At 50.3% G+C, this 23,803-nt stretch carries 20 protein-coding genes; 17 read left to right on the forward strand and 3 right to left on the reverse strand.

Annotation, left to right across the window (positions count from 1 at the left end):
• Positions 1-402: 402 nt before the first annotated feature.
• On the reverse strand, positions 403-1,008 hold the full coding sequence (gene yfbR / locus BN1044_RS18095; protein ID WP_072309847.1) for a 5'-deoxynucleotidase: 606 nt from the start codon (positions 1,006-1,008) through the stop codon (positions 403-405).
• A 114-nt stretch (positions 1,009-1,122) separates the two neighbouring features.
• Positions 1,123-2,343: a pyridoxal phosphate-dependent aminotransferase gene (locus tag BN1044_RS18100; protein WP_072309848.1), complete on the reverse strand. Its 1,221-nt coding sequence runs from the start codon at positions 2,341-2,343 to the stop codon at positions 1,123-1,125.
• A 299-nt stretch (positions 2,344-2,642) separates the two neighbouring features.
• On the opposite strand from BN1044_RS18100, the gene BN1044_RS18105 reads away from it, so the two are divergent.
• A complete protein-coding gene (locus tag BN1044_RS18105) occupies positions 2,643-3,233 on the forward strand; it encodes a carboxymuconolactone decarboxylase family protein (protein WP_072309849.1) in 591 nt (196 codons plus the stop codon).
• Positions 3,226-3,846, forward strand: coding sequence for a CDP-alcohol phosphatidyltransferase family protein (locus BN1044_RS18110; protein WP_072309850.1), 621 nt, complete (start codon positions 3,226-3,228; stop codon positions 3,844-3,846). Before BN1044_RS18105 ends, BN1044_RS18110 begins: the two co-directional genes overlap by 8 nt.
• A gap of 55 nt (positions 3,847-3,901) precedes the next feature.
• On the opposite strand, the gene BN1044_RS18115 is transcribed toward BN1044_RS18110, so the two are convergent.
• The gene (locus BN1044_RS18115) at positions 3,902-5,212 is read right to left on the reverse strand and encodes a rhodanese-like domain-containing protein (protein ID WP_072309851.1); all 1,311 of its coding nucleotides are present in this window, start codon (positions 5,210-5,212) and stop codon (positions 3,902-3,904) included.
• Between the two features lie 155 nt (positions 5,213-5,367).
• Between BN1044_RS18115 and BN1044_RS18120 the strand changes: the two genes are divergently transcribed.
• The 15 genes from BN1044_RS18120 (at position 5,368) to nuoN (ending at position 23,460) form a co-directional block, all read left to right on the forward strand.
• The gene (locus tag BN1044_RS18120) at positions 5,368-6,051 is read left to right on the forward strand and encodes a TVP38/TMEM64 family protein (RefSeq protein ID WP_072309852.1); all 684 of its coding nucleotides are present in this window, start codon (positions 5,368-5,370) and stop codon (positions 6,049-6,051) included.
• Positions 6,052-6,415: 364 nt separating this feature from the next.
• On the forward strand, positions 6,416-7,366 hold the full coding sequence (locus BN1044_RS18125; protein WP_072309853.1) for a LysR family transcriptional regulator: 951 nt from the start codon (positions 6,416-6,418) through the stop codon (positions 7,364-7,366).
• Positions 7,367-8,040: 674 nt separating this feature from the next.
• Positions 8,041-8,481 carry an NADH-quinone oxidoreductase subunit A gene (locus BN1044_RS18130; protein WP_072309854.1) on the forward strand — a complete coding sequence of 147 codons (441 nt, stop codon included), beginning with the start codon at positions 8,041-8,043 and terminating at the stop codon, positions 8,479-8,481.
• Between the two features lie 48 nt (positions 8,482-8,529).
• Complete coding sequence (locus tag BN1044_RS18135; protein ID WP_004092613.1) at positions 8,530-9,204, forward strand: NuoB/complex I 20 kDa subunit family protein; 675 nt, start codon at positions 8,530-8,532, stop codon at positions 9,202-9,204.
• Positions 9,205-9,322: 118 nt separating this feature from the next.
• Positions 9,323-11,131: an NADH-quinone oxidoreductase subunit C/D gene (gene nuoC / locus BN1044_RS18140; protein ID WP_372338166.1), complete on the forward strand. Its 1,809-nt coding sequence runs from the start codon at positions 9,323-9,325 to the stop codon at positions 11,129-11,131.
• Positions 11,132-11,133: 2 nt separating this feature from the next.
• Complete coding sequence (nuoE, locus tag BN1044_RS18145) at positions 11,134-11,634, forward strand: NADH-quinone oxidoreductase subunit NuoE (RefSeq protein WP_004092610.1); 501 nt, start codon at positions 11,134-11,136, stop codon at positions 11,632-11,634.
• Positions 11,631-12,992, forward strand: coding sequence for an NADH-quinone oxidoreductase subunit NuoF (nuoF, locus tag BN1044_RS18150; protein ID WP_025797895.1), 1,362 nt, complete (start codon positions 11,631-11,633; stop codon positions 12,990-12,992). Before nuoE ends, nuoF begins: the two co-directional genes overlap by 4 nt.
• A 113-nt stretch (positions 12,993-13,105) precedes the next feature.
• Positions 13,106-15,856, forward strand: coding sequence for an NADH-quinone oxidoreductase subunit NuoG (nuoG, locus tag BN1044_RS18155; RefSeq protein ID WP_072309855.1), 2,751 nt, complete (start codon positions 13,106-13,108; stop codon positions 15,854-15,856).
• A complete protein-coding gene (nuoH, locus tag BN1044_RS18160) occupies positions 15,853-16,830 on the forward strand; it encodes an NADH-quinone oxidoreductase subunit NuoH (protein ID WP_025797899.1) in 978 nt (325 codons plus the stop codon). The genes nuoG and nuoH overlap by 4 nt, the downstream gene beginning before the upstream one ends.
• A gap of 15 nt (positions 16,831-16,845) precedes the next feature.
• Positions 16,846-17,388, forward strand: a complete 543-nt coding sequence (gene nuoI / locus BN1044_RS18165) for an NADH-quinone oxidoreductase subunit NuoI (protein WP_004092603.1) — start codon at positions 16,846-16,848, stop codon at positions 17,386-17,388.
• A 150-nt stretch (positions 17,389-17,538) separates the two neighbouring features.
• Positions 17,539-18,117 carry an NADH-quinone oxidoreductase subunit J gene (gene nuoJ, locus BN1044_RS18170; protein WP_040046432.1) on the forward strand — a complete coding sequence of 193 codons (579 nt, stop codon included), beginning with the start codon at positions 17,539-17,541 and terminating at the stop codon, positions 18,115-18,117.
• Entirely contained in the window at positions 18,114-18,416 is a 303-nt protein-coding gene (gene nuoK, locus BN1044_RS18175) for an NADH-quinone oxidoreductase subunit NuoK (RefSeq protein ID WP_004092601.1), read from the forward strand. The genes nuoJ and nuoK overlap by 4 nt, the downstream gene beginning before the upstream one ends.
• Positions 18,413-20,260, forward strand: a complete 1,848-nt coding sequence (gene nuoL, locus BN1044_RS18180; protein WP_072309856.1) for an NADH-quinone oxidoreductase subunit L — start codon at positions 18,413-18,415, stop codon at positions 20,258-20,260. Before nuoK ends, nuoL begins: the two co-directional genes overlap by 4 nt.
• 197 nt (positions 20,261-20,457) lie before the next feature.
• A complete protein-coding gene (gene nuoM / locus BN1044_RS18185; protein WP_025797907.1) occupies positions 20,458-21,981 on the forward strand; it encodes an NADH-quinone oxidoreductase subunit M in 1,524 nt (507 codons plus the stop codon).
• A gap of 6 nt (positions 21,982-21,987) precedes the next feature.
• Complete coding sequence (gene nuoN, locus BN1044_RS18190) at positions 21,988-23,460, forward strand: NADH-quinone oxidoreductase subunit NuoN (protein ID WP_025797909.1); 1,473 nt, start codon at positions 21,988-21,990, stop codon at positions 23,458-23,460.
• The last annotated feature ends 343 nt before the right edge of the window (positions 23,461-23,803 follow it).

Raw genomic sequence — 23,803 nt, forward strand, 5'->3', positions numbered from 1 at the left:
TACATCCCTGTAGGCGAATCCTAACCTGCATGATTCACTCGGCTGTCCGGTAGTGTGCCGGAAAAGGTCAACCCCAAAAGACAAAAGATAAAAGATAAAAGACAAAAACTTTATCTGTTTTTTAGTTTAAGTCGTGGCATTTAGAGCAGTGAAAACAGGATGTTTTCACGAGGGGAGGAGGCGCCAGGGATGGCGCATGCCGACCCGGCGCGGAGATGGCGTCTCGGATAAAAGCGCGAGGATTGAAGGGGCGCGCGCTGGCGCCCCTCATCTGTCGCCTTCGATTTAGCTATATGTGATAGCTGTTATTGATAGGCGGTCGAAACCTTACACCAAGGCCGCATAGACACTTGGCGGACGAAACCTTACACCAAGGCCGCATAAACACTTGGCGGACGAAACCTACATCACCTCATCCTGACTAATCTCATCCAGCGACAGGCTAAAACTCGGAATAAAGACTTCCATAAAGTATTCCATTTCAGGGCTTGAGCGCATATCCAATGTTTTTTCTAAGCGTGCTTTGGCCAGCTTAAATTCATTATTACCGGCTGATAGTTCTTCCAAACATTTGAGATAGGCGCACAGGGCATCAGCCTGTTTAACGACTAACTTCTCATCTTCGGTGTAGAAGTGTTCATCCAGCAATGGGCGGAAATCGTTTTGTAACTCCGGTGGCAGCATTTCGATCAGTTTTTGCTGCGCGACTTTCTCAATTTTTTTGTATTCGTGCGCAATTTGCGGATTGTAGTATTTGATAGGCGTAGGCATATCGCCTGTCAGCACTTCACTGGCATCGTGGTACATCGCCAGCAGCGCCACGCGTTCAGGATTAACATTGCCATTGAACTTGCGATTTTTAATGATGGCGAGGGCGTGAGCGACAAACGCGACCTGCAAACTATGTTCAGAGACGTTCTCGGTGCGAACGTTGCGCATCAGCGGCCAGCGGCTAATCAGTTTTAATCGGGACAGATGGGCAAAAAAGTGGCTTTGATTCTGGCTCATAACGCTCTCTCAATAAAACAGGTAGTGGAAAGACGAAGTCTATTGTGGGCGGTGATGGGGGAGGATGCAAATAAGAAACGGCACCAGAAGGTGCCGTTATGTCATGCGAAAAAATCAATATTTCTGATGGTAGCCAGAGAAGAAACGGCCCAGTTTGTGGATAGCCATATCTAAGTCATCTACGTGTGGCAGCGTGACGATTCGGAAGTGGTCCGGCTCAGGCCAGTTAAAAGCAGTACCTTGAACTAATAGCACTTTCTCTTGTAGCAACAGGTCGAGAACCATCTTTTGATCGTCGTGAACGTTGAAGCGCTTAGCATCGATTTTTGGGAACATATACAGCGCGCCGCGTGGTTTCACGCAGGATACGCCAGGGATTTCGTTAATCAGTTCCCAAGCACGGTTACGCTGTTCATACAAACGGCCGCCCGGTTGGATAAACTCACTGATGCTCTGGTAGCCGCCGATAGCGGTTTGAATTGCATGTTGCATCGGAACGTTAGCGCATAAACGCATCGACGCCAGCATTTCCAGACCTTCAATGTAGCCTTTAGCATGCTTTTTCGGTCCACTCAGAACCATCCAACCCTGACGGAATCCCGCCACGCGGTAGGTTTTGGATAAACCATTAAAGGTGACAACCAGCAGGTCAGGTGCCAATGAGGCAATAGATATGTGTTCAGCATCGTCATATAAGATCTTGTCGTAGATCTCATCGGCGAAGATGATCAGGTTGTTTTCACGCGCGATGGTGACAATCTCTTCCAACAACTCTTTGCTGTAGACCGCACCGGTTGGGTTATTCGGGTTGATAATCACGATACCACGCGTGCGCGGGGTAATTTTGCTGCGGATGTCGTTCAGATCGGGGAACCAGTCGGCTTCTTCGTCACAACGGTAGTGCACGGCGTTGCCGCCTGATAACGAAACAGCGGCGGTCCATAATGGGTAATCTGGAGCGGGGACCAGCATTTCGTCATCGCTGTTGAGCAGTGCTTGCATCGACTGCACGATCAGTTCAGAAACACCGTTACCAATATAGATATCTTCTACGGTAACATCATGGATATCACGCGCTTGATAGTGCTGCATGATCGCTTTACGCGCGGAATATAGCCCCTTGGAATCACAGTAGCCCTGAGCCGTTGGCAGATTGCGAATGACGTCCACCAGAATCTCATCGGGCGCTTCAAAACCGAACGGTGCCGGGTTGCCGATGTTTAATTTCAGGACTTTATTGCCTTCTTCTTCGAGTCGTTTTGCTTCTTTCAACACCGGCCCACGAATGTCATAGCAGACGTGATCAAGCTTGCGGGATTTTTCAATAGGGGACATAAAACAGCAGCCTTTATAATACGTAGCCAGAATAAAATTCGGCATTGCGCGTGGAAATGCGTGTCCATACGAGTAGAACACTGCGATGTAAAATAATGTACTCCCCGTAGCAGGGGTTTTGAAGGGTACAGGCTGTTTTTGGTGCAAAACGTTAGCTTATCCGTTAGTCATAACCGATAACGCGTAATAATGACTTGTTAGTTAGCGTTTAAAACTTAACAATAAAGAAAATGCAGTGAAAAATTCCATGAAAAATCACTGGGGTTGTAAAAATAACGCCACATAACAGGAGATGTTGGGTGAAAAATAACGATAACCAACCGTGGATCTCACCGCTGAAAAAAATCCCTACGGTCTTAACGCCTATCGTTCGAGCACAAGAGAAACATTATGGGCAAATTTTGAACCCTACGCGCTGGTGGGGGCGGTTTCCTTTTCTGTTCTGGTTGGTGGCTTTTTTCGTCGGCTTTTTGGAAAGAAGAGGCTCAGGGATTTCACCTACGCTACGAGCGTTGGTGATGACGCGTGTATCCCAGCAGTGTGATTGTGCTTTTTGCATTGATGCTAACAGCTTGAGATTGGCCGAGCGCAGCGGCTCGCTAGATAAAGTAATGTCAGTTCAGAATTGGCAGGCAGCGGATTGTTTCGATGAGCAGGAGCGTGCAGCATTAGCGTATGCAGATGGTATGACGGCGACGCCTCCGCGAATTGATGATGGCCTGAAAGCTCAGCTGAAATCTCATTTCAATGAAAAAGCGATCACCGAACTTACGGCGCTGATTGCGTTTCAGAATTTATCAGCGCGCTTTAATGCCGCGCTGGATATTCCTTCTCAGGGGCTTTGCGTGCCTGAAACTGCGGTAAAACGTAAGGGAGCACCACGTGTTTGACCGTTACTTACACCCTCGGGTTAAACCACTGCTTAATCAGATTGTAATTCATCTCGATCGTCCAGCGATCACGCCGGATCGAATAAGCCTCGGCGGATTCGTCGTTGGCGTTTTGGCTCTGCCTTTTTTGGCGATGCAGTGGTATTACGCTGCTTTAATTGCCATTATGATTAACCGGCTATGTGATGGGCTAGATGGCGCTTTGGCGCGCAGAAGGGGCCTTTCAGACGCGGGGGGCTTTTTAGATATAGCGCTGGATTTCTTGTTCTATGCACTGGTTCCGTTTGGCTTCGTGCTGGCCTCACCCGAGCTGAATGCGGTTGCGGGAGCATGGCTATTATTTGCCTTTATCGGCACCGGCAGCAGTTTTTTAGCTTTTGCGGCGGTGGCGGATAAGTATCAATTAGAAAATTTGGATTACCCGCATAAATCATTCTATTACCTTGGCGGGCTCACCGAGGGCGCGGAAACCATATTGGTGTTTATTCTTTTTTGTCTGTTCCCTGCTTATTTTCCGCTGATGGCGTGGGTGTTTGGTGGCCTGTGCTGGTTTACAACCCTTACGCGTGTTTGGGGGGGGTATAAGACGTTGAAGAGAGTGGAGAAGGTTTAGGTTTCATCCTGATAGCCCCATCCTCTGCATTAGGGACGGGGCTACGTTTTACTGATTACTTCCAGCTACTATCTGGACCACGCTCTCCGGTGGCCACGGGATTCTTAGGATTTGCGCTCCATTCATACCAGCCGCCATCGTAAACGCTGATGGAAGGCCAGCCCATTGCACGGGCATACATGAAGGTTTCTGATGCTCTCCAGCCGGTACCGCAGTAGAAAGAAACGTGTTGATCCGGCGTGATGTGCCACTCTTTCCACATCGCAGCAATATCATCTGCTGAGCGCATGGTGCCGTCTGGGTTATGGAAATCTTCCATATGCGTGGAGTCGCTGCCTGCATGTCCCCAACGCGCGCCCGCAATTTCGCCTTTTGGCTTGATGTAGCTGTAACCGCTGGTTTCACCGGTAAATTCAGGCCATGAACGAATGCTGACTAAAGAAGCATCTTTACGATTTAATAACCCACGCGCTTGCTCTTCATTCAGCATGATCTGAGGCTGTCCAGGGATGGCTGCGCCAAAGTCTGGCGCTGGTTTTGCCTCTTTCGGCAGGCCGCGTTCGACCGGTAATCCCGCCGCTGACCAAGTCTGCCAACCGCCATCCAGTAAGCGAACGTCTTTGACTCCCGCATACAGTAGGATCTGCGCCACACGGGCGGCGGCATAGACGTCGCGGCCATATAGGATCACGGTGGTATCGTGTTTGATGCCCTGTTTAGCCATCAGCGCTTTTAGTTTGTCATCAGACACTTTATTCCATAGCGGTTCACTTTCGACGTCATTGGTATCGATGTAGCCCGCGTTGGGAATATGACTGATGAGGTATTTTTTAGGTGCGCCCCATGCAGCTTCAATCACTTTCCATTCACCGGCAGGTTTGGCGGCAACGGCTTTTCCCTGCTGAAGATCGTAAATCCACTGTGGATAGACTAATTGTTCAAAGTGCGGCATGCGCTGTAAGCGCTTAGGCTGGGCTAATGCATCGCTGAGCAGCGTGACATCGGCATAGCCGAGTTTAGCTAAACGTGTTTGTACCGCAGCCGTTTGTGCTGCAGTCCCGTAAAGAGCCACTTTACGGTCAGGAGTGATCTGGTGCTGAGTTGCCCACTGCTGTAACTGCTGATCGTTCATTACGTCTAACCAGCCAGCCGAGAGATTTACCGCCTGAGGTTCATGGCCGGAGGTGCCGTTAATGCTCTGTGGCCAGCCGTTGTAGAATGCACTAGGGCGAGTATCAACAACCGCGCCTTTTTGGGATTGGACATCGGCCAGCGTGGTTTGAGTCATGGGTGTGGTGGCAGCGTTTGCCACTTGTAGCCAGCCGAGCAAAAGCGCCGAAGTGGCTAACTGGGAAGAGAGTTTCATTAAGGTTCCTAACAAATAAACGGGAGAAGTCTATTTTGGCGGAACATTTTGTCGTGTTCTTTGTGCGAACGCACAATGTTTTACATTATTGCGTAGGCGATAATATAAATTCGCTGTTCTATTAGTAGTTTAACTAATGAGGAAATGAAGTCGCCATGTTTAAGCGCCGCCAGAGGAATGTCGTCATTTTATTGTGTCTGATAGTGGCCGCTATGATGTGGTTTGAACCTGTACGTCACCAACTGAAAGTGCTATGGGTGCTTTTTTCATCATTGGATGTGAATGCGATGATGGAATATTTACGCAGTTTCGGGCCATGGGCCATGGCCGTCTCATTTTTGTTAATGATTTTTCAGGCGATTGCTGCACCATTACCGGCTTTTTTGATCACGTTTGCGAACGCAGCTCTGTTCGGCTGGTGGCAAGGCGCTTTGCTGTCATGGTGTAGTTCAATGGTTGCCGCATGGTTATGCTTTGTGCTTGCGCGATGGTTGGGCCGAGACACTATCGAAAAATTTGTCTCTGAAAAGGCCTTAGACAGTAGCGATCGTTTTTTTGTACGTTATGGCAAACACACCATCTTGATTTGCCGCCTGTTACCGTTCATCTCGTTTGACATTATTAGCTATGCAGCGGGGTTAACCTCAATTAAAGTAAGGACATTCCTAATAGCCACTGGAATAGGGCAGCTACCTGCAACCCTCGTTTACTCTTATGTTGGAGGGATGCTTACGGGAGGTTTACAGTGGTTTATCACAGGGCTATTAATTATGTTTTCTTTGAGTATTCTGATTTTTGCTTTAAAAAAGAAAAAACTCTCTCAAGGAAACAACAGCTAAGCTTAATGAAACCGGTCTCTGTTATTTTTATTACATTAGAATTATTAATTTATTTATTACTGGTGGCAGATAACCACAAGAAAAATAAAACTACTGCCATTATAAAGCTATTGTAAAACAATCTTTTAGTTGATTGATGGTCGAGTATCTGACCTAATTAATAAGAGACACTCAACAATGCAAATCTTTTTGCGTATTTTATGCTTTAAATTTGTTTTTAAGCCATAATTAAACTTGCTGAAAATTTTAATTAAGTATTTTCAGTTGTTGCTAACAGCAATGAGGGGAGGGTGCCGTTTATCTAGGTAGTAATACGTTTTAAATACCAGGGTTTATAGTCGCTGACTAATAATGAGAAATAGATATGATAAACACACATCGTCCTACGATTAACTTAGATTTAGATTTGCTGCGAACGTTTGTAGCTGTCGCCGATGTGAAGACTTTTGCTGCAGCAGCCATTGTGGTGCAAAGAACACAATCTGCGGTGAGCCAGCAAATGCAACGTTTGGAGCAACTGGTGGGCAAAGAACTTTTTGCTCGCCATGGGCGAAACAAACAACTGACGGAACACGGAGTACAGCTATTAGGTTATGCGCGTAAAATTTTACGCTTTAATGATGAAGCCTGTAGTTCATTGATTTACAACCATCTACAGGGTTCACTGATTATCGGTGCAACTGATGATACTGCCGATAGTATCCTGCCATTTCTTCTAAGTCGCTTTACTAGTTTGTACCCCAAACTGGAAATAGACGTTAGGGTCAAGCGCAGTCCAGACATGAGGCAATTACTCAAAGACAGAGAAATAGATCTAGCTATTACCACGATGGGGTTCGATGAGTTTTCTTATGAAACCTTAAGACGCTCTCCGACCGTATGGTTTTGTGCCACGGATTACGACTTTCAACCCAACGAACCGGTGCCATTGGTTGTACTGGATGAACCAAGTCCTTTCCGAGCGCTTGCCATTAAGCACCTCAATGAGGCGGGAATTCCATGGCGTATTGCCTATGTGGCTTCCACGCTTTCAGCGGTACGCGCCGCAGTGAAAGCAGGTTTAGGCGTAACCGCACGCCCTATTGAGATGATGAGCCCGGAATTACGCGTTCTTGGTTTGTCTGAGCGTCTACCTAAGTTACCTGAAACTGAGTATGCGCTTTGCTTAGCACCGAGCTGTACTAATGAGCTAGCTACAATATTGTTCAGTTCATTAAAAGCAGGTTCCGACCCTTATATTGAGGGAGGTGCAGGCGTGACGGTACAGACTGAACAGGAGGACTCTGTTTCAAGCGGACCAGAAGATGTGGCTTGAAATTGAGATCTCTTCGCTCATCTGAGCTTAATTTCACACACCGGCAGAAGTGCATAAAAATGCCGGTGTGTGACTATTCTTCTTTTGACAAATAAATTTAACATCTCTCAGCCAACGATACCTATCCCGCATTACTGAACCGATTCCGCTTTGCCATCAATTAGTTAAATGAAAACTATTCTCACTAAATGAGGTCTGTGCAAAATACGCACAATTTTTGTTAAGCAATCTTCCGGCCATGCCTTCCTGAATGAATATTCATTTGTCTGCTTATCATTGTTAATGTGATCTGCGTCATAAAAATGCCCGAGATACCCACGATGAAGAACGGGTAATACCTAAGAAAATGGTATAGTGGCTACCAAACATTCACTTTTGTTTACATAATCGACACGTTACTGATGCAACTTGCAAACCTTATTAAGGATGTTAATACGTCGTGCAGACGCATCAAATGTTAAGTAAAATGTGGTGTTGTAAATTAATGTGTTGTTACCTTTGTCAAAGTTGACAAAAGGTTATAGAAAGGAGTAAAAAGCCCACAGTAAAACTCTGTTTAATCATTAAAAACAGGTGTTTTCTTGTGGTCCTTTTCCTTCCCTTAGTCGTTGTGGTGCACCTGCATTTCTTCAATGCAGCGAGACGCATCACGTTTGATGAGTAAGCATAAGAGTATGTCAACAGCCACTGAAGTAATCGCTCATCACTGGGCATTCGCCGTATTTATCATCATCGCACTCGGGCTATGTGGGGTTATGCTTCTTGGAGCATATGCACTCGGTGGGAGAGCACGCGCGCGCTCGAAAAATACGCCTTATGAATCCGGTATCGACTCAGTAGGTTCGGCGCGTTTGCGTCTGTCTGCTAAGTTTTATCTGGTCGCCATGTTCTTCGTCATCTTTGATGTGGAAGCCTTGTATCTATATGCATGGTCTGTCTCCATCCGGGAGAGTGGATGGGTTGGCTTTATCGAAGCGGCAATTTTCATTTTGGTGCTGTTAGCAGGCCTGTTCTATTTGGTGCGTATTGGCGCGCTTGATTGGACGCCGGCTCGTTCCAAGCGCCGTGTAGAGCACGAAAGTACCGTTACGAATACCGATAGCCGCCCGCAGTAAGTCTGGCCTATTAGTCACCATTTATAGAGAAAGAATTGAGGCATAAAGATGGATTATACGCTCACCCGCATCGATCCGGACGGTGAGAACGACCGTTACCCCCTGCAAAAACAGGAGATCGTAACCGATCCTCTGGAACAACATGTTCACCGCAGTGTTTACATGGGCAAACTCGAAAATGCCCTGCATGACATGGTGAACTGGGGGCGTAAAAACTCGCTTTGGCCGTATAACTTCGGCCTTTCTTGTTGTTATGTGGAGATGGTGACGTCATTCACTGCGGTGCATGACGTTGCGCGTTTTGGTGCGGAAGTACTGCGTGCTTCACCGCGTCAGGCCGACTTTATGGTGGTTGCAGGAACCTGTTTCACCAAAATGGCACCGGTCATCCAGCGTCTTTATGACCAAATGCTGGAGCCAAAATGGGTGATCTCAATGGGTTCCTGTGCGAACTCCGGCGGCATGTACGACATCTATTCTGTGGTGCAGGGCGTGGACAAATTTATTCCGGTTGATGTGTATATCCCGGGATGTCCGCCGCGTCCAGAAGCCTATATGCAGGCATTGATGCTGTTGCAGGAATCTATCGGTAAAGAACGCCGCCCATTATCGTGGGTTGTCGGCGATCAAGGTGTTTACCGTGCCAACATGCCATCAGAAAAAGAACGTAAGCGTGCTGAACGCATTGCAGTAACCAATCTGCGTTCACCAGACGAAATTTAATTTGCGCCTTGTGCAGTCTACTGAAGATGTGAGCGTCAGAAGATGGATTGCAGTTTTGAGTAGCGAATGATTTAGCCCGTTAGTTTGCTGGTTTCCCAGCAAGTAAAGTAAAAGCGTGGTGATAAAAATTATGACAGATTCGACGACGCAAGATCTGAATTTGCCTGCCTGGCAAACCCGCGATCATCTCGATGATCCGGTGATCGGTGAATTGCGCAACCGTTTTGGGCCCGATGCCTTTACCGTTCAGCCCACCCGCACCGGAATGCCTGTTGTTTGGGTGAAGCGTGAGCAATTACTGGAAGTTATGACCTTCCTGAAGAAACTGCCTAAGCCGTATGTCATGCTGTTTGACTTACACGGCATGGACGAGCGCCTGCGTACTCATCGTCAGGGCCTGCCAGAAGCAGATTTCTCGGTCTTCTACCACATCATCTCTATTGAACGAAATCGTGACATCATGCTCAAGGTGGCATTGTCTGAAAAAGACATGCACCTGCCGACCGTGACCAAGATTTTCCCTAACGCCAACTGGTATGAGCGTGAAACCTGGGAAATGTTCGGTATGACCTTTGATGGCCATCCTCATTTGACGCGCATTATGATGCCGCAATCTTGGGAAGGTCATCCGCTGCGTAAAGATTACCCAGCGCGTGCAACAGAATTTGATCCGTTTGAACTGACCAAGCAGAAACAAGATCTGGAAATGGAGTCGTTAACCTTCAAACCTGAAGATTGGGGAATGAAGCGCAGCACTGAAAACGAAGACTTTATGTTCCTGAACTTGGGGCCTAACCACCCATCTTCTCACGGTGCGTTCCGTATCGTGCTGCAGTTGGACGGTGAAGAGATTGTCGACTGTGTGCCAGACGTGGGCTATCACCACCGTGGCGCAGAGAAGATGGGCGAACGTCAGTCATGGCACAGCTATATTCCGTATACCGACCGTATTGAATACCTCGGCGGGTGCGTGAATGAAATGCCTTACGTGCTTGCGGTTGAAAAACTGGCGGGTATCGAAGTGCCAGAACGCGTGAAAGTGATCCGCGTTATGCTGTCTGAACTGTTCCGTATCAACAGCCATCTGCTGTATATCTCTACCTTTATTCAAGACGTTGGCGCAATGACGCCGGTATTCTTCGCCTTCACCGACCGTCAGAAAGTGTATGACGTGGTTGAAGCGATTACCGGTTTCCGTATGCACCCAGCATGGTTCCGTATCGGCGGTGTCGCACACGATCTGCCACGTGGTTGGGAACGCTTGCTGCGCGACTTCCTTGACTGGATGCCAAAACGTCTAGATTCATACGTGAAAGCCGCACTAAAAAACACCATCCTGAAAGGGCGTTCTGTCGGCGTTGCTGCTTACAATTCCAAAGAAGCATTGGATTGGGGCGTAACGGGCGCAGGTTTGCGTGCGACGGGTATTGAGTTTGACGTGCGTAAATGGCGTCCATATTCAGGCTACGAAAACTTTGATTTTGAAGTGCCTGTCGGCCACAACGGTGACTGCTATGACCGTGTGATGCTGAAGGTGGAAGAGCTTCGTCAGAGTCTGCGTATTCTTGAGCAGTGCTACAAAAACATGCCGGAAGGTCCGTTTAAAGCCGACCATCCACTGACCACGCCGCCGCCAAAAGAGCGTACACTGCAGCATATCGAAACCCTGATCACCCACTTCCTACAAGTGTCGTGGGGGCCGGTTATGCCTGCAAACGAATCGTTCCAGATGGTCGAAGCGACCAAAGGGATCAACAGCTACTATCTGACCAGTGACGGCAGCACCATGAGCTACCGTACGCGCATTCGTACTCCGAGCTATGCGCACCTGCAACAGATCCCAGCGGTAATTCGTGGCAGCCTGGTATCCGACCTGATCGTATACCTCGGCAGTATTGATTTCGTTATGTCAGATGTGGACCGCTAATCATGTCAGATCAATCTTTAGCTAAAGAAGAGGTTTTCGTGCTCAGCGATAGCGCCCGTGAGGCCATCGAGCATGAAAAACATCACTATGAAGATCCGCGCGCCGCGTCGATTGAAGCACTGAAAATTGTGCAAAAAGAACACGGTTGGGTTCCCGATGGCGCGATTTATGCCATTGCCGAAGTGCTGGATATTCCTGCCGCCGACGTGGAAGGCGTGGCCACATTTTATAGCCAGATCTTCCGTCAGCCGGTTGGTCGCCACATTATTCGCTACTGCGATAGCGTGGTGTGCCATATCAATGGGTATCAAGGTATTCAGGCCGCGCTGGAGCGCAAGCTGAACATCAAACCGGGTCAAACCACGTTTGATGGACGCTTTACGCTGCTGCCAACCTGTTGTCTGGGTAACTGCGACAAGGGGCCGAATATGATGATCGATGAAGATACTCATGCTCACCTGACGCCGGAGAACGTCGTCGAATTGTTGGAGCAGTATAAATGACAATTCCTTCAGCTTTAGTTCCAACACGTTCAGCGGAAAGCCATCCGCTGACGTGGCGTTTACGCGATGACCGCCAGCCAGTGTGGCTGGATGAATATCGCAGTAAAAGTGGCTATCAGGGTGCTGAAAAAGCGCTCAAAGGCATGGCTCAGGATGAAGTCGTTAATCTGGTTAAAGACGCTGGCTTGAAAGGGCGCGGCGGTGCAGGTTTCTCCACCGGTTTAAAGTGGAGCTTGATGCCAAAAGATGAATCCATGAACATCCGTTACCTGCTGTGTAACGCCGATGAAATGGAGCCAGGTACCTACAAAGACCGTCTGCTGATGGAACAGATGCCGCACCTGCTGGTGGAAGGCATGCTGATCGCGGCGTTCGCGTTGAAATCCTACCGTGGTTATATCTTCCTGCGCGGAGAATATGTTGAAGCTGCGGTAAACCTGCGTAAAGCGATTGAAGAGGCCAAAGCGGCTGGCCTGCTGGGTAAAAATATCCTCGGCAGTGGCTTTGACTTCGAACTGTTTGTGCATACCGGTGCGGGTCGTTATATCTGCGGTGAAGAAACCGCATTGATTAACTCGCTGGAAGGTCGTCGTGCAAACCCACGTTCAAAACCGCCATTCCCTGCAAGCTCAGGGGTATGGGGTAAACCAACGTGCGTCAACAACGTTGAAACTCTGTGTAACGTACCTGCAATTATCGAGCACGGCGTGGACTGGTACAAAGGTCTGTCTGCCGGTAAGAGCGAAGATGCGGGTACTAAACTCATGGGCTTCTCCGGCCGCGTGAAGAATCCAGGCCTGTGGGAACTGCCGTTTGGCACCACTGCACGCGAAATTCTGGAAGATTACGCCGGTGGTATGCGCGACGGTTTAACGCTCAAAGCGTGGCAGCCAGGCGGGGCAGGGACTGACTTCCTGACCGGCGATCATCTGGATCTGCCAATGGACTTTGCCAGCATTGGTAAAGCGGGTAGCCGTTTAGGCACCGCGTTGGCAATGGCCGTGGATAACGAAATTGGCATGGTGCCATTGGTACGCAACCTAGAAGAATTCTTCGCTCGCGAATCCTGCGGCTGGTGTACACCATGCCGTGATGGTTTGCCGTGGAGCGTAAAAATCCTGCGTGCCCTTGAGCGTGGTGAAGGTCAACCGGGCGATATTGAAACGCTAGAACAGCTGTGCCGTCATTTAGGCCCAGGTAAAACGTTCTGCGCGCATGCGCCAGGTGCGGTTGAGCCACTGCAAAGCGCCATTAAATATTTCCGCGAAGAGTTTGAAGCAGGTATTGCCGCGAAAGATTACGGCAACTTGAATGCCATTAAGGGCATTCAGCCAAACCTGCTGAAATCGCGCTGGTAATTTTAGCCCCACCCCAACCTGCTTGATAGACGGCAGGTTTGCTCCTCCCCCTGCGAAGAGGGAGGTTGGGAGGGGGTTTAGGGTCAAAGTTTTCTTATTTTGGAAGCATGCTAATGGCTACAATTCATGTAGACGGCAAAGAGTATGAAGTTAACGGGGCGGAGAACCTGCTACAGGCATGTCTCTCTCTCGGACTTGATATTCCTTACTTTTGCTGGCACCCGGCGCTGGGCAGCGTCGGTGCTTGCCGCCAGTGTGCGGTTAAGCAATACCAGAACGCGGAAGATACCCGCGGTCGTCTGGTAATGTCATGTATGACACCCGCGCAGGATGGAACCTTTATTTCCATCGATGATGCAGAAGCGAAAACGTTCCGTGAGAGCGTAGTGGAATGGTTAATGACTAACCATCCGCATGACTGTCCTGTGTGTGAAGAGGGCGGTAACTGCCATCTGCAAGATATGACGGTGATGACCGGTCATAGCTTCCGTCGCTATCGCTTCACCAAACGTACTCACAACAATCAGGAACTGGGGCCGTTTATTTCTCATGAAATGAACCGCTGCATCGCCTGTTACCGCTGTGTGCGTTACTACAAAGATTACGCTGATGGCACCGATTTCGGTGTGTATGGCGCGCACGACAACGTCTACTTTGGTCGCCCAGAAAGCGGCACGCTGGAGAGTGAATTCTCCGGTAACTTGGTAGAAGTGTGCCCAACCGGCGTATTCACCGATAAAACGCACTCCGAGCGTTATAACCGTAAATGGGACATGCAGTTTGCCCCAAGCATCTGCCAGCAGTGCAGCGTGGGTTGTAACACCAGTCCGGGCGAGCGCTACGGTGAAATTCGTCGTATCGAAAACCGTTTTAACGGCACCGTTAACCATTACTTCCTGTGTGACCGTGGCCGTTTCGGCTATGGCTATGTCAACCTGAAGGATCGTCCTCGCCAGCCGCAACAGCGTCGTGGTAACGACTGGATCCACCTGAATGCCGATCAGGCCATGCAGGGTGCGGCGGATCTGCTGCGTCAGGCGAAGAAAACCATCGGTATCGGTTCTCCACGTGCCAGCCTCGAAAGCAACTATGCGCTACGTGAACTGGTAGGCGCGGAAAACTTCTACAGCGGCGTTGAAGCGGGTGAATTGAGCCGTTTGAATCTGATGCAAAAAATCCTGCGCGAGGGCGGTATCTATACCCCAGCTCTGCGTGAGATGGAAAGCTACGATGCGGTGCTGATCCTCGGTGAAGACGTTACCCAAACCGCTGCGCGTATCGCGTTGGCGCTGCGTCAGGCTGTAAAAGGCAAGGCGCGTGCGATGGCTGCGGCTCAGCGTGTGGCAGACTGGCAGATTGCGGCGATTCAAAACATTGGCCAACGTGCCAAGTATCCGCTGTTCATGACCAGCATTGACGACACTCGTTTGGATGATATCGCGGCGTTGAACTATCGCGCACCGGTCGCCGAACAAGCACGTTTAGGCTTCGCTGTGGCTCATGCGTTGGATAACTCAGCCCCTGCGGTTGAAGGTTTATCAGACGACGTGCGCAAGCAGGTTGAGGTGATCGTTCAGGCATTGGCTGGAGCGAAAAAACCGCTGATCGTAACGGGCAGCAATGCTGGTTACACACCGCTGATTGAAGCGGCAGCGAACGTTGCTAAAGCGTTGAAAGCGCGCGATCTGGATGTCGGTATCACCTTTATTGCCGCCGAAGCGAACAGCATGGGTCTGGCAATGATGAATGCACCGTCGATTGACGATGCGCTGGTTGAGCTGGAACAGGGCAACGCTGATGCCGTTGTGGTGTTGGAAAACGATCTTTATCGCCATGCGCCAGCCGCGCGTGTTGATGCCGCTTTGGCGAAAGCCCAAAGCCTGATCGTGGTCGATCATCAACGCACAGAAATCATGGATAAAGCCGATCTGGTGCTCTCTGCGGCAAGCTTTGCCGAAAGTGATGGCACCTTGGTTAACCAAGAAGGTCGCGCACAGCGCTTCTTCCAGGTTTACGATCCGGCTTATTACGACGATCCGAAGAAAAATACGCCGTCCATTATGTTGGAAAGCTGGCGTTGGTTGCATTCCCTGCACACCACCGTCGAAAGCCGCCATATCGACTGGACGCAGCTGGATCAAGTGATTGAATCTTGTGTGAAAGCCTACCCACAGCTGCAAGGCATCGTGGACGCGGCACCGGACGCAAGCTTCCGTATCAAAGGTCAGAAACTGGCTCGTGAACCGCACCGTTATAGTGGCCGCACCGCAATGCGCGCCAACATTAGCGTGCATGAACCGCGCCAGCCGCAGGACAAAGACACCGCGTTTGCGTTCTCAATGGAAGGGTACAGTGGTCCATTGGAAGATCGTCAGCAGATCCCATTTGCTTGGGCTCCGGGCTGGAACTCACCGCAGGCATGGAACAAATTCCAAGCCGAAGTCGGTGGGCATCTGCGCCACGGCGATCCGGGCGTGCGTTTAATCGCGGCCGGTGAAGGCTCATTGGCTTACTTCGACGCGGTACCTGCTGCCTATCAGAATGCGGGTTGGGTAGTTGCTCCTTACTACCATCTGTTTGGTAGCGACGAGATGACTCAGCGTGCACCGGTTATCCAAACCCGTATGCCAGAAGCGTACGTGATGGTAAATCCGGCGGATGCGGCGCAGTTGGGCGTGAACAGTGGAACGGTTCTGGAGCTGACTGTTGCAGAACAGAAACTGACGCTGCCAGTGCGCTTAAGCGATAATTTGCAGTCAGGTCAAATCGGTCTGCCTCTGGGTCTGCCAGGGATCTCTCCGGTGCTGAACGGAAGCAAAATTGACGCTATTCAGGAAACGAAAGTGCGGGAGGCAGCATTATGAGTTGGCTAACGCCAGACGTGATCGACATCATTCTCACCGTGCTTAAAGCGGTGGTGATTTTGCTGGTGGTGGTCACCTGTGGGGCATTTATGAGCTTCGGCGAACGTCGTTTGCTCGGCCTGTTCCAGAACCGTTATGGACCAAACCGTGTTGGCTGGGGCGGCTCGCTCCAGCTGGTTGCGGATATGGTCAAAATGTTCTTCAAAGAAGACTGGGTTCCACGCTTCTCCGATCGCCTGATCTTTACCTTGGCGCCGATGATTGCGTTCTCCTCTCTGTTGCTGGCTTTCGCAATTGTGCCTGTAAGCCCAACGTGGATGGGGGCCGATCTGAACATCGGTATTCTGTTCTTCTTGATGATGGCAGGTCTTGCGGTTTACGCCGTGCTGTTTGCCGGTTGGTCGAGCAACAACAAATACTCCTTGCTGGGTGCGATGCGTGCTTCTGCGCAGACGCTGAGCTATGAAGTGTTCCTCGGCCTTTCGGTGATGGGCGTGGTTGCGCAGGCTGACTCCTTCAACATGCAGGCTATCGTTGAATCACAGTCTCACCTGTGGAACGTCATCCCGCAGTTCTTTGGATTCCTGACCTTTATTATTGCCGGTGTTGCGGTATGTCACCGTCATCCATTTGACCAACCGGAAGCCGAGCAAGAACTGGCCGACGGTTACCACATTGAATATTCCGGGATGAAATTCGGTCTGTTCTTCGTGGGGGAATATATCGGGATCGTCACCGTATCAGCGCTGATTGTAACGCTGTTCTTCGGAGGCTGGCAGGGTCCATTCCTGCCGCCGGTTATCTGGTTTGCAATCAAGACTGCCTTCTTCATGGTGATGTTTATTCTGGTGCGTGCGTCACTGCCGCGTCCTCGCTATGACCAGGTGATGTCATTCGGCTGGAAAATTTGCCTGCCGTTGACGCTGTTGAACCTGTTGGCGACCGCCGCCGTGATTTTGTATAACGCTCAATAAGGGGTGAATGTAACCATGACATTGAAAGAGTTAGTGGTTGGTTTCGGCACCCAAGTGCGCAGCCTGTGGATGATTGGCTTGCATGCGTTTGCTAAGCGCGAAACCCAAATGTATCCGGAAGAGCCGGTATATCTGCCGCCTCGTTACCGTGGTCGTATCGTGTTAACCCGCGATCCCGACGGTGAAGAGCGCTGCGTTGCCTGTAACCTGTGTGCCGTTGCCTGTCCGGTTGGCTGTATTTCTTTGCAGAAAGCAGAAACCAAAGACGGTCGCTGGTATCCAGAGTTTTTCCGCATCAACTTCTCTCGCTGCATCTTCTGTGGTTTGTGTGAAGAAGCGTGTCCAACGACCGCTATTCAGCTAACGCCAGATTTTGAACTGGGTGAGTTTAAGCGTCAGGATTTGGTATACGAAAAAGAAGATCTTCTGATCTCGGGCCCGGGTAAATATCCGGAATATAACTTCTATCGTATGGCCGGTATGGCTATCGACGGCAAAGCGAAAGGCGAAGCCGAAAACGAAGCGAAGCCGATTGATGTTAAAGGTCTGCTGCCGTAGAACCTGTTTACTATCGTCATGAGCGAAACTCAGACGAGGAAAAAACAGGCGAGAAAGCGCAGTTTACCGACGTAAATGAGCATTTTGAGCCTGTTTTTGACAAAGTATCAGTGAGCGTAATAGATATAAATAGGTTCTAAGGAGCCAAGCATGGAATTTGCATTCTACATTGCAGCGCTGGTGGCCGTGGTGGCAACGATCCGAGTGATCTCGCATGCCAATCCGGTTCACGCCTTGCTGTATTTGATCGTGTCGTTACTGGCGATTGCGGCGGTGTTCTTCTCTCTTGGCGCTTACTTTGCGGGTGCTTTGGAGATCATCGTTTATGCCGGTGCGATTATGGTTCTGTTCGTCTTCGTGGTCATGATGCTTAACCTCGGTAATTCGGTGGTGGAGCAAGAGCGCGCATGGTTGAAACCAACGCTGTGGATTGGGCCGAGCATTTTGTCTCTGATCCTGTTGGCGGTGCTGGTGTACGCCATTATGAGCGTGAACGATCAGGGGATCAGCGGCGACATGATTGACGCGAAAGCGGTCGGTATCGCGCTGTTTGGCCCGTATGTTCTGGCCGTTGAGTTGGTGTCTATGCTGTTGCTGGCGGGTCTGGTGGTGGCGTTCCATGTGGGACGCGAGCACAAGCAGGGCGAAGTCTTCAGCAAAGCGCCAGAAGCGGATGCCAATAAAGCCAAGGCTATGGCGGTAAAAAATAAGGCGGAGGAGCGAGCATGATCCCGTTACAACACGGTTTAATTCTGGCGGCCATCCTGTTTGTACTGGGACTGACCGGCCTGTTAATCCGGCGCAATCTGCTGTTTATGCTGATTAGCTTGGAAATCATGATCAACGCGGCTGCCTTGGCATTCGTGGTGGCGGGGAGCTATTGGGGACAAGCAGATGGTCAGGTGATGTACATTCTGGCGATAAGCTTGGCCGCGGCGGAAGCGAGTATTGGCTTGGCGCTGTTGCTGCAATTGCATCGTCGTCGCAACACCCTGAATATCGATACTGTCAGTGAGATGCGCGGATGAACCTACTCTACTTAACAATATTGCTACCGTTAATCGGGTTCTTGCTGTTGGCATTTTCCCGTGGTCGCTGGTCAGAAAATACGTCGGCCATCATCGGTGTCGGTTCTATCGGGCTGGCTGCGCTGGTTACCGCCTATGTGGGTTTTGATTTCTTAAGTCAAAAAGCCGACGGCGTGCAGGTGTTCAACCAACATCTGTGGAACTGGATGGCCGTGGGTGACTTCGGTATTCCTGTCACCTTAACGCTGGACGGTCTATCGCTGACCATGCTGTCTGTGGTCACCGGCGTGGGCTTCTTCATTCATATGTTCGCCTCTTGGTATATGCGCGGTGAAGAGGGCTACTCGCGCTTCTTTGCTTATACCAACCTGTTTATCGCCAGCATGGTGGTATTGGTTCTGGCGGATAACCTGCTGCTGATGTATCTGGGCTGGGAAGGGGTAGGGCTGTGCAGTTATCTGCTGATTGGCTTCTACTACACTAATCCGGCTAACGGTGCGGCGGCAATGAAGGCGTTCATCGTGACTCGCGTGGGTGACGTGTTCTTGGCGATTGGCCTGTTCATTCTTTACAACGAACTGGGCACGCTGAACATCCGTGAACTGATGATTCTGGCTCCGCAAAAACTGGAAGTAGGCTCGGCCGCGATTACGTGGGCGACGCTGATGCTGCTGGGCGGTGCCGTAGGTAAATCTGCACAGTTGCCGTTGCAAACATGGTTGGCAGATGCGATGGCGGGTCCAACGCCGGTTTCTGCTTTGATCCATGCTGCGACCATGGTTACCGCGGGTGTTTACCTGATTGCACGTACTCACGGCCTGTTCCTGATGGCGCCTGAAGTGCTGCATTTGGTGGGTATCGTTGGTGCGGTGACGTTGGTGCTGGCCGGTTTCGCCGCGCTGGTACAAACCGACATCAAACGCGTGCTGGCTTACTCAACCATGAGTCAAATCGGCTACATGTTCTTGGCGCTGGGCGTTCAAGCATGGGATGCGGCAATCTTCCATCTGATGACGCATGCGTTCTTTAAAGCGCTGCTGTTCCTCTCTTCTGGTTCGGTGATTTTGGCCTGCCACCACGAGCAGAACATCTTCAAAATGGGTGGGTTGCGTAAATCGCTGCCGCTGGTTTACATCTGCTTCTTGGTCGGTGGGGCTGCGCTGTCTGCGCTGCCAATCGTCACCGCGGGCTTCTACAGTAAAGATGAAATCCTGTGGGGTGCGTTGGCTTCCGGCCACGTCAACCTGATGACTGCGGGCTTGGTGGGTGCGTTCCTGACGTCGCTGTATACCTTCCGTATGATTTTCATTGTGTTCCATGGCGAAGCACACACCAAAGCACATGCGGGCAAAGGCATTGCGCATAGCCTGCCGCTGATTGTGTTGCTGGTGCTTTCTACCTTCATCGGTGCGTTGATTACGCCACCGCTGGCGGGTGTGTTACCAGAAAGCCACGGCGGTGAAGCGGGTAAAATGACGTTAGAAATTATCTCCGGCGTCGTGGCTATCGTTGGCATCCTGCTGGCTGCTGTCTTGTACCTTGGGAAACGTCAGTTTGTGAATAGCGTGGCGCAGAGCGCGCCGGGTCGCTTCTTCTCAACGTGGTGGTTCCATGCATGGGGCTTTGACTGGCTGTACAACATGATCTTTGTTAAGCCGTTTAAAGCGATTGCTTACCTGTTACAGCGCGATCCGCTAAACAGCCTGATGAACCTGTTCGCCGTCTTTGCGCGTTGGGGTAATCGTGGTCTTGCGGTGAGTGAAAACGGTCAGTTGCGCTGGTATATGGCATCTATGGGTGTGGGCGCAGTAGTCGTATTGGCTCTGTTGTTATTGGTTAAGTGATATACCCTTCATCTTTCAAGTTGTAGGTGTGTTGGCTGTGTTCGCTCACCCTAGTTACTTACTTTAGTAAGCTCCTAGGGACTCGTTCACTTGCCGCCTTCCTGCCTCTTGAAATCTATAGGGTATAGCTTATGGAGAACTGTTTAGGGTTCTCCATTGCATGAAACCTCATTCAATTTTAAGGGACACAAAGCGCCATGTTATTACCTTGGCTAATTCTTATCCCGTTCATCGGTGGCTTTTTAAGCTGGCAGAGCGAGCGCTTCGGCACCAAAGCTCCACGCTGGATAGCACTGATAGCAATGGGTCTGACGTTAGTGTTGTCTGTGCAACTGTGGTTGCAGGGCGGCTATTCTCTGACACAGGCGACGGGTCTTCCGCAGTGGCAGTCAGAGTTCTCCGTGCCGTGGATCCCACGTTTCGGGATTGAATTCCACCTAGCACTGGATGGTTTATCACTGCTGATGGTGGTGTTGACCGGCTTGCTGGGCGTTCTGGCGATCCTCTGTTCTTGGAACGAGATCCAGAAGTATCAGGGCTTCTTCCACCTGAATCTGTTATGGATTCTGGGGGGCGTAATCGGTGTGTTCTTGGCCATCGACCTGTTCCTGTTCTTCTTCTTCTGGGAAATGATGCTGGTGCCGATGTACTTCTTGATCGCTCTTTGGGGTCATAAAGCATCAGACGGCAAAACCCGTATCAGCGCTGCAACCAAGTTCTTCATCTACACCCAGTCCAGCGGCTTGATTATGCTGATTGCGATTCTGGGTCTGGTGTTTGTTCACTTCAACGCTACCGGCGTGTGGACATTTAACTATGAAGAATTGCTGAACACGCCAATGAGCCACAACGTTCAGTATCTGCTGATGTTGGGCTTCTTTATTGCATTCGCCGTGAAGATGCCGGTGGTTCCATTGCATGGCTGGTTACCTGATGCACACAGTCAGGCACCGACCGCAGGTTCCGTTGACTTAGCCGGGATTTTGCTGAAAACCGCAGCCTATGGTCTGCTGCGTTTCAGCCTGCCGCTGTTCCCTGAAGCATCCCATGAGTTTGCGCCTATCGCGATGTGGTTAGGCGTTATCGGTATCTTCTACGGTGCATGGATGGCGTTTGCTCAGACTGATATTAAGCGTCTGATTGCTTATACCTCCGTTTCCCACATGGGCTTCGTGTTGATCGCGATTTACTCCGGTAGCCAACTGGCCTATCAGGGCGCGGTTATTCAGATGATTGCACACGGTCTGTCTGCTGCCGGTATGTTCATCATTTGCGGTCAGCTTTACGAGCGTCTGCATACGCGTGATATGCGTCAGATGGGCGGTTTGTGGGGCCGGATTAAATACCTGCCTGCGCTGTCGCTGTTCTTTGCCGTTGCCACCTTAGGTATGCCGGGTACCGGTAACTTCGTTGGTGAGTTCATGATCCTGTTCGGCAGCTTCCAAGTGGTGCCGGTTATCACGATTATCTCTACCTTCGGTCTGGTATTTGCCTCTGTTTATTCGTTAATCATGATGCAGCGCGCTTATTACGGTGCACCAAAATCTGACAAGCCGCTGCCGGGCATGAGTACGCGTGAGCTGTCGATTATTCTGCTGCTGGTGGTTCTGCTGGTTGCGCTGGGAGTTTATCCTCAGCCGATTCTGGATACGTCCAGTGCCGCAATGACGAACGTGCAACACTGGTTTAGCTCTGCTTCAACTTTAACAACAAGGCCGTAATTCGCCATGACAATAACTCCTCAACATCTGATCGCACTGTTACCGCTGTTGATCGTCGGATTGACGGTGGTGGTTGTGATGCTGTGCATTGCGTGGCGACGCAACCACTTCGTCAACGCAACGGTGACAGTGATCGGTTTGAACCTGGCGCTGCTTTCGCTCTATTTTGTGGGGCAGCTTCTTTCTGCAACGGATGGCTCGTTAAACGTAACGCCGCTGTTTCGCGTTGATAGTTTCTCCATGCTGTATATCGGCTTGGTGTTGCTGTCGAGTCTTGCGACCAGCACGTTTGCCTATCCATGGCTGCAAGGCTATCCAGATAACCGCGATGAGTTCTATCTGCTGGTTCTGATCGCAACGCTGGGCGGTATCGTACTGGCTTGCGCTAACCATCTGGCTGCGTTGTTCATCGGTATCGAACTGATTTCACTGCCGCTGTTTGGCCTGATTGGCTATGCCTATCGTCAGAAACGTTCGCTGGAAGCCGCTATCAAGTACACCATTCTGTCAGCGGCGGCGTCATCGTTCCTGCTGTTCGGTATGGCGCTGCTGTATGCTGAGTCTGGCGACCTGTCGTTTGCCGGCCTCGGCAAAAGCATGAGCGATAGCATGCTGCACGAACCGCTGCTGTTAGCGGGCTTGGGCATGATGCTGGTTGGCTTTGGCTTCAAGCTTTCACTGGTTCCGTTCCAGCTGTGGACGCCAGACGTGTACCAAGGCGCTCCTGCACCGGTTTCAACCTTCTTGGCCACCGCCAGCAAGATTGCCATCTTTGCGGTGCTGATGCGTCTGTTTATGTATGCGCCGGTCACCAACAGCGAAACGGTACGTTTGGTTCTGGGCATCATCGCATTCTGCTCCATCCTGTTTGGTAACCTGATGGCGATCACGCAGAGCAACATCAAGCGTCTGCTGGGTTACTCTTCGGTGTCTCATTTAGGTTATCTGCTGGTGGCACTGATTGCGGTGCAGAGTCAGCAGATTTCTGCTGAAGCGGTTGGCGTGTATCTGGCTGGTTATCTGTTTGCAAGCCTTGCCTCCTTCGGTGTGGTTAGCCTGATGTCTAGCCCATACAGCGGCCCTGACGCAGAATCCCTGTTCTCCTATCGTGGTCTGTTCTGGCATAAGCCAATTTTGTCTGCGGTGATGACGGTGTCTATGCTGTCTCTGGCAGGCATCCCAATGACGCTGGGCTTCATCGGTAAATTCTATATCGTTACCGTGGGTGTTCAGGCTCATCTGTGGTGGTTGACCGGTGCGGTTGTGGTGGGTAGTGCGATTGGTTTGTACTACTACCTGCGCGTTGCCGTGAGTATGTACCTACATGCACCTGAAACGCTGGTGCGTGATACGCCAAATAACTGGGCACTGACTGCCGGTGGCGTTGTGGTGCTGATTTCAGGGATCTTAGTGGTTCTGCTGGGTATCTTCCCTCAGCCGCTGATTTCTCTGGTGCAGATGGCACAGCCGATTCTTTAATTGAATCGATAAGGTCATAGTCATTTAAAGCCCTATTAGTTAACGCTAATAGGGCTTTTTGCATATTTGAGGTACGAGAAAAACAAGATTAAATGAGTTTGGGATATGCCTCATTTTTTTTGCGCATTTATAATACACAGTCGGTATAGGGTGCAGTGAGGAATATTAAAAATATTTTTTAATGAAAATTTCTTTATTAAAAACATATGTATAAATAAAAATCCATCATGTTTCAATTAAAAAGATAAATGAAAAAATTAAATATAGTTATTAAACCTCGTTAGGAAAAAACTCGGTGATATACAGAATACCCCCTCAGCTATCTCATTAACGTAAGAGGGGA

This window comes from Hafnia alvei (assembly GCF_900095695.1).
In the GTDB taxonomy this organism is placed as follows: domain Bacteria; phylum Pseudomonadota; class Gammaproteobacteria; order Enterobacterales; family Enterobacteriaceae; genus Hafnia; species Hafnia alvei_B.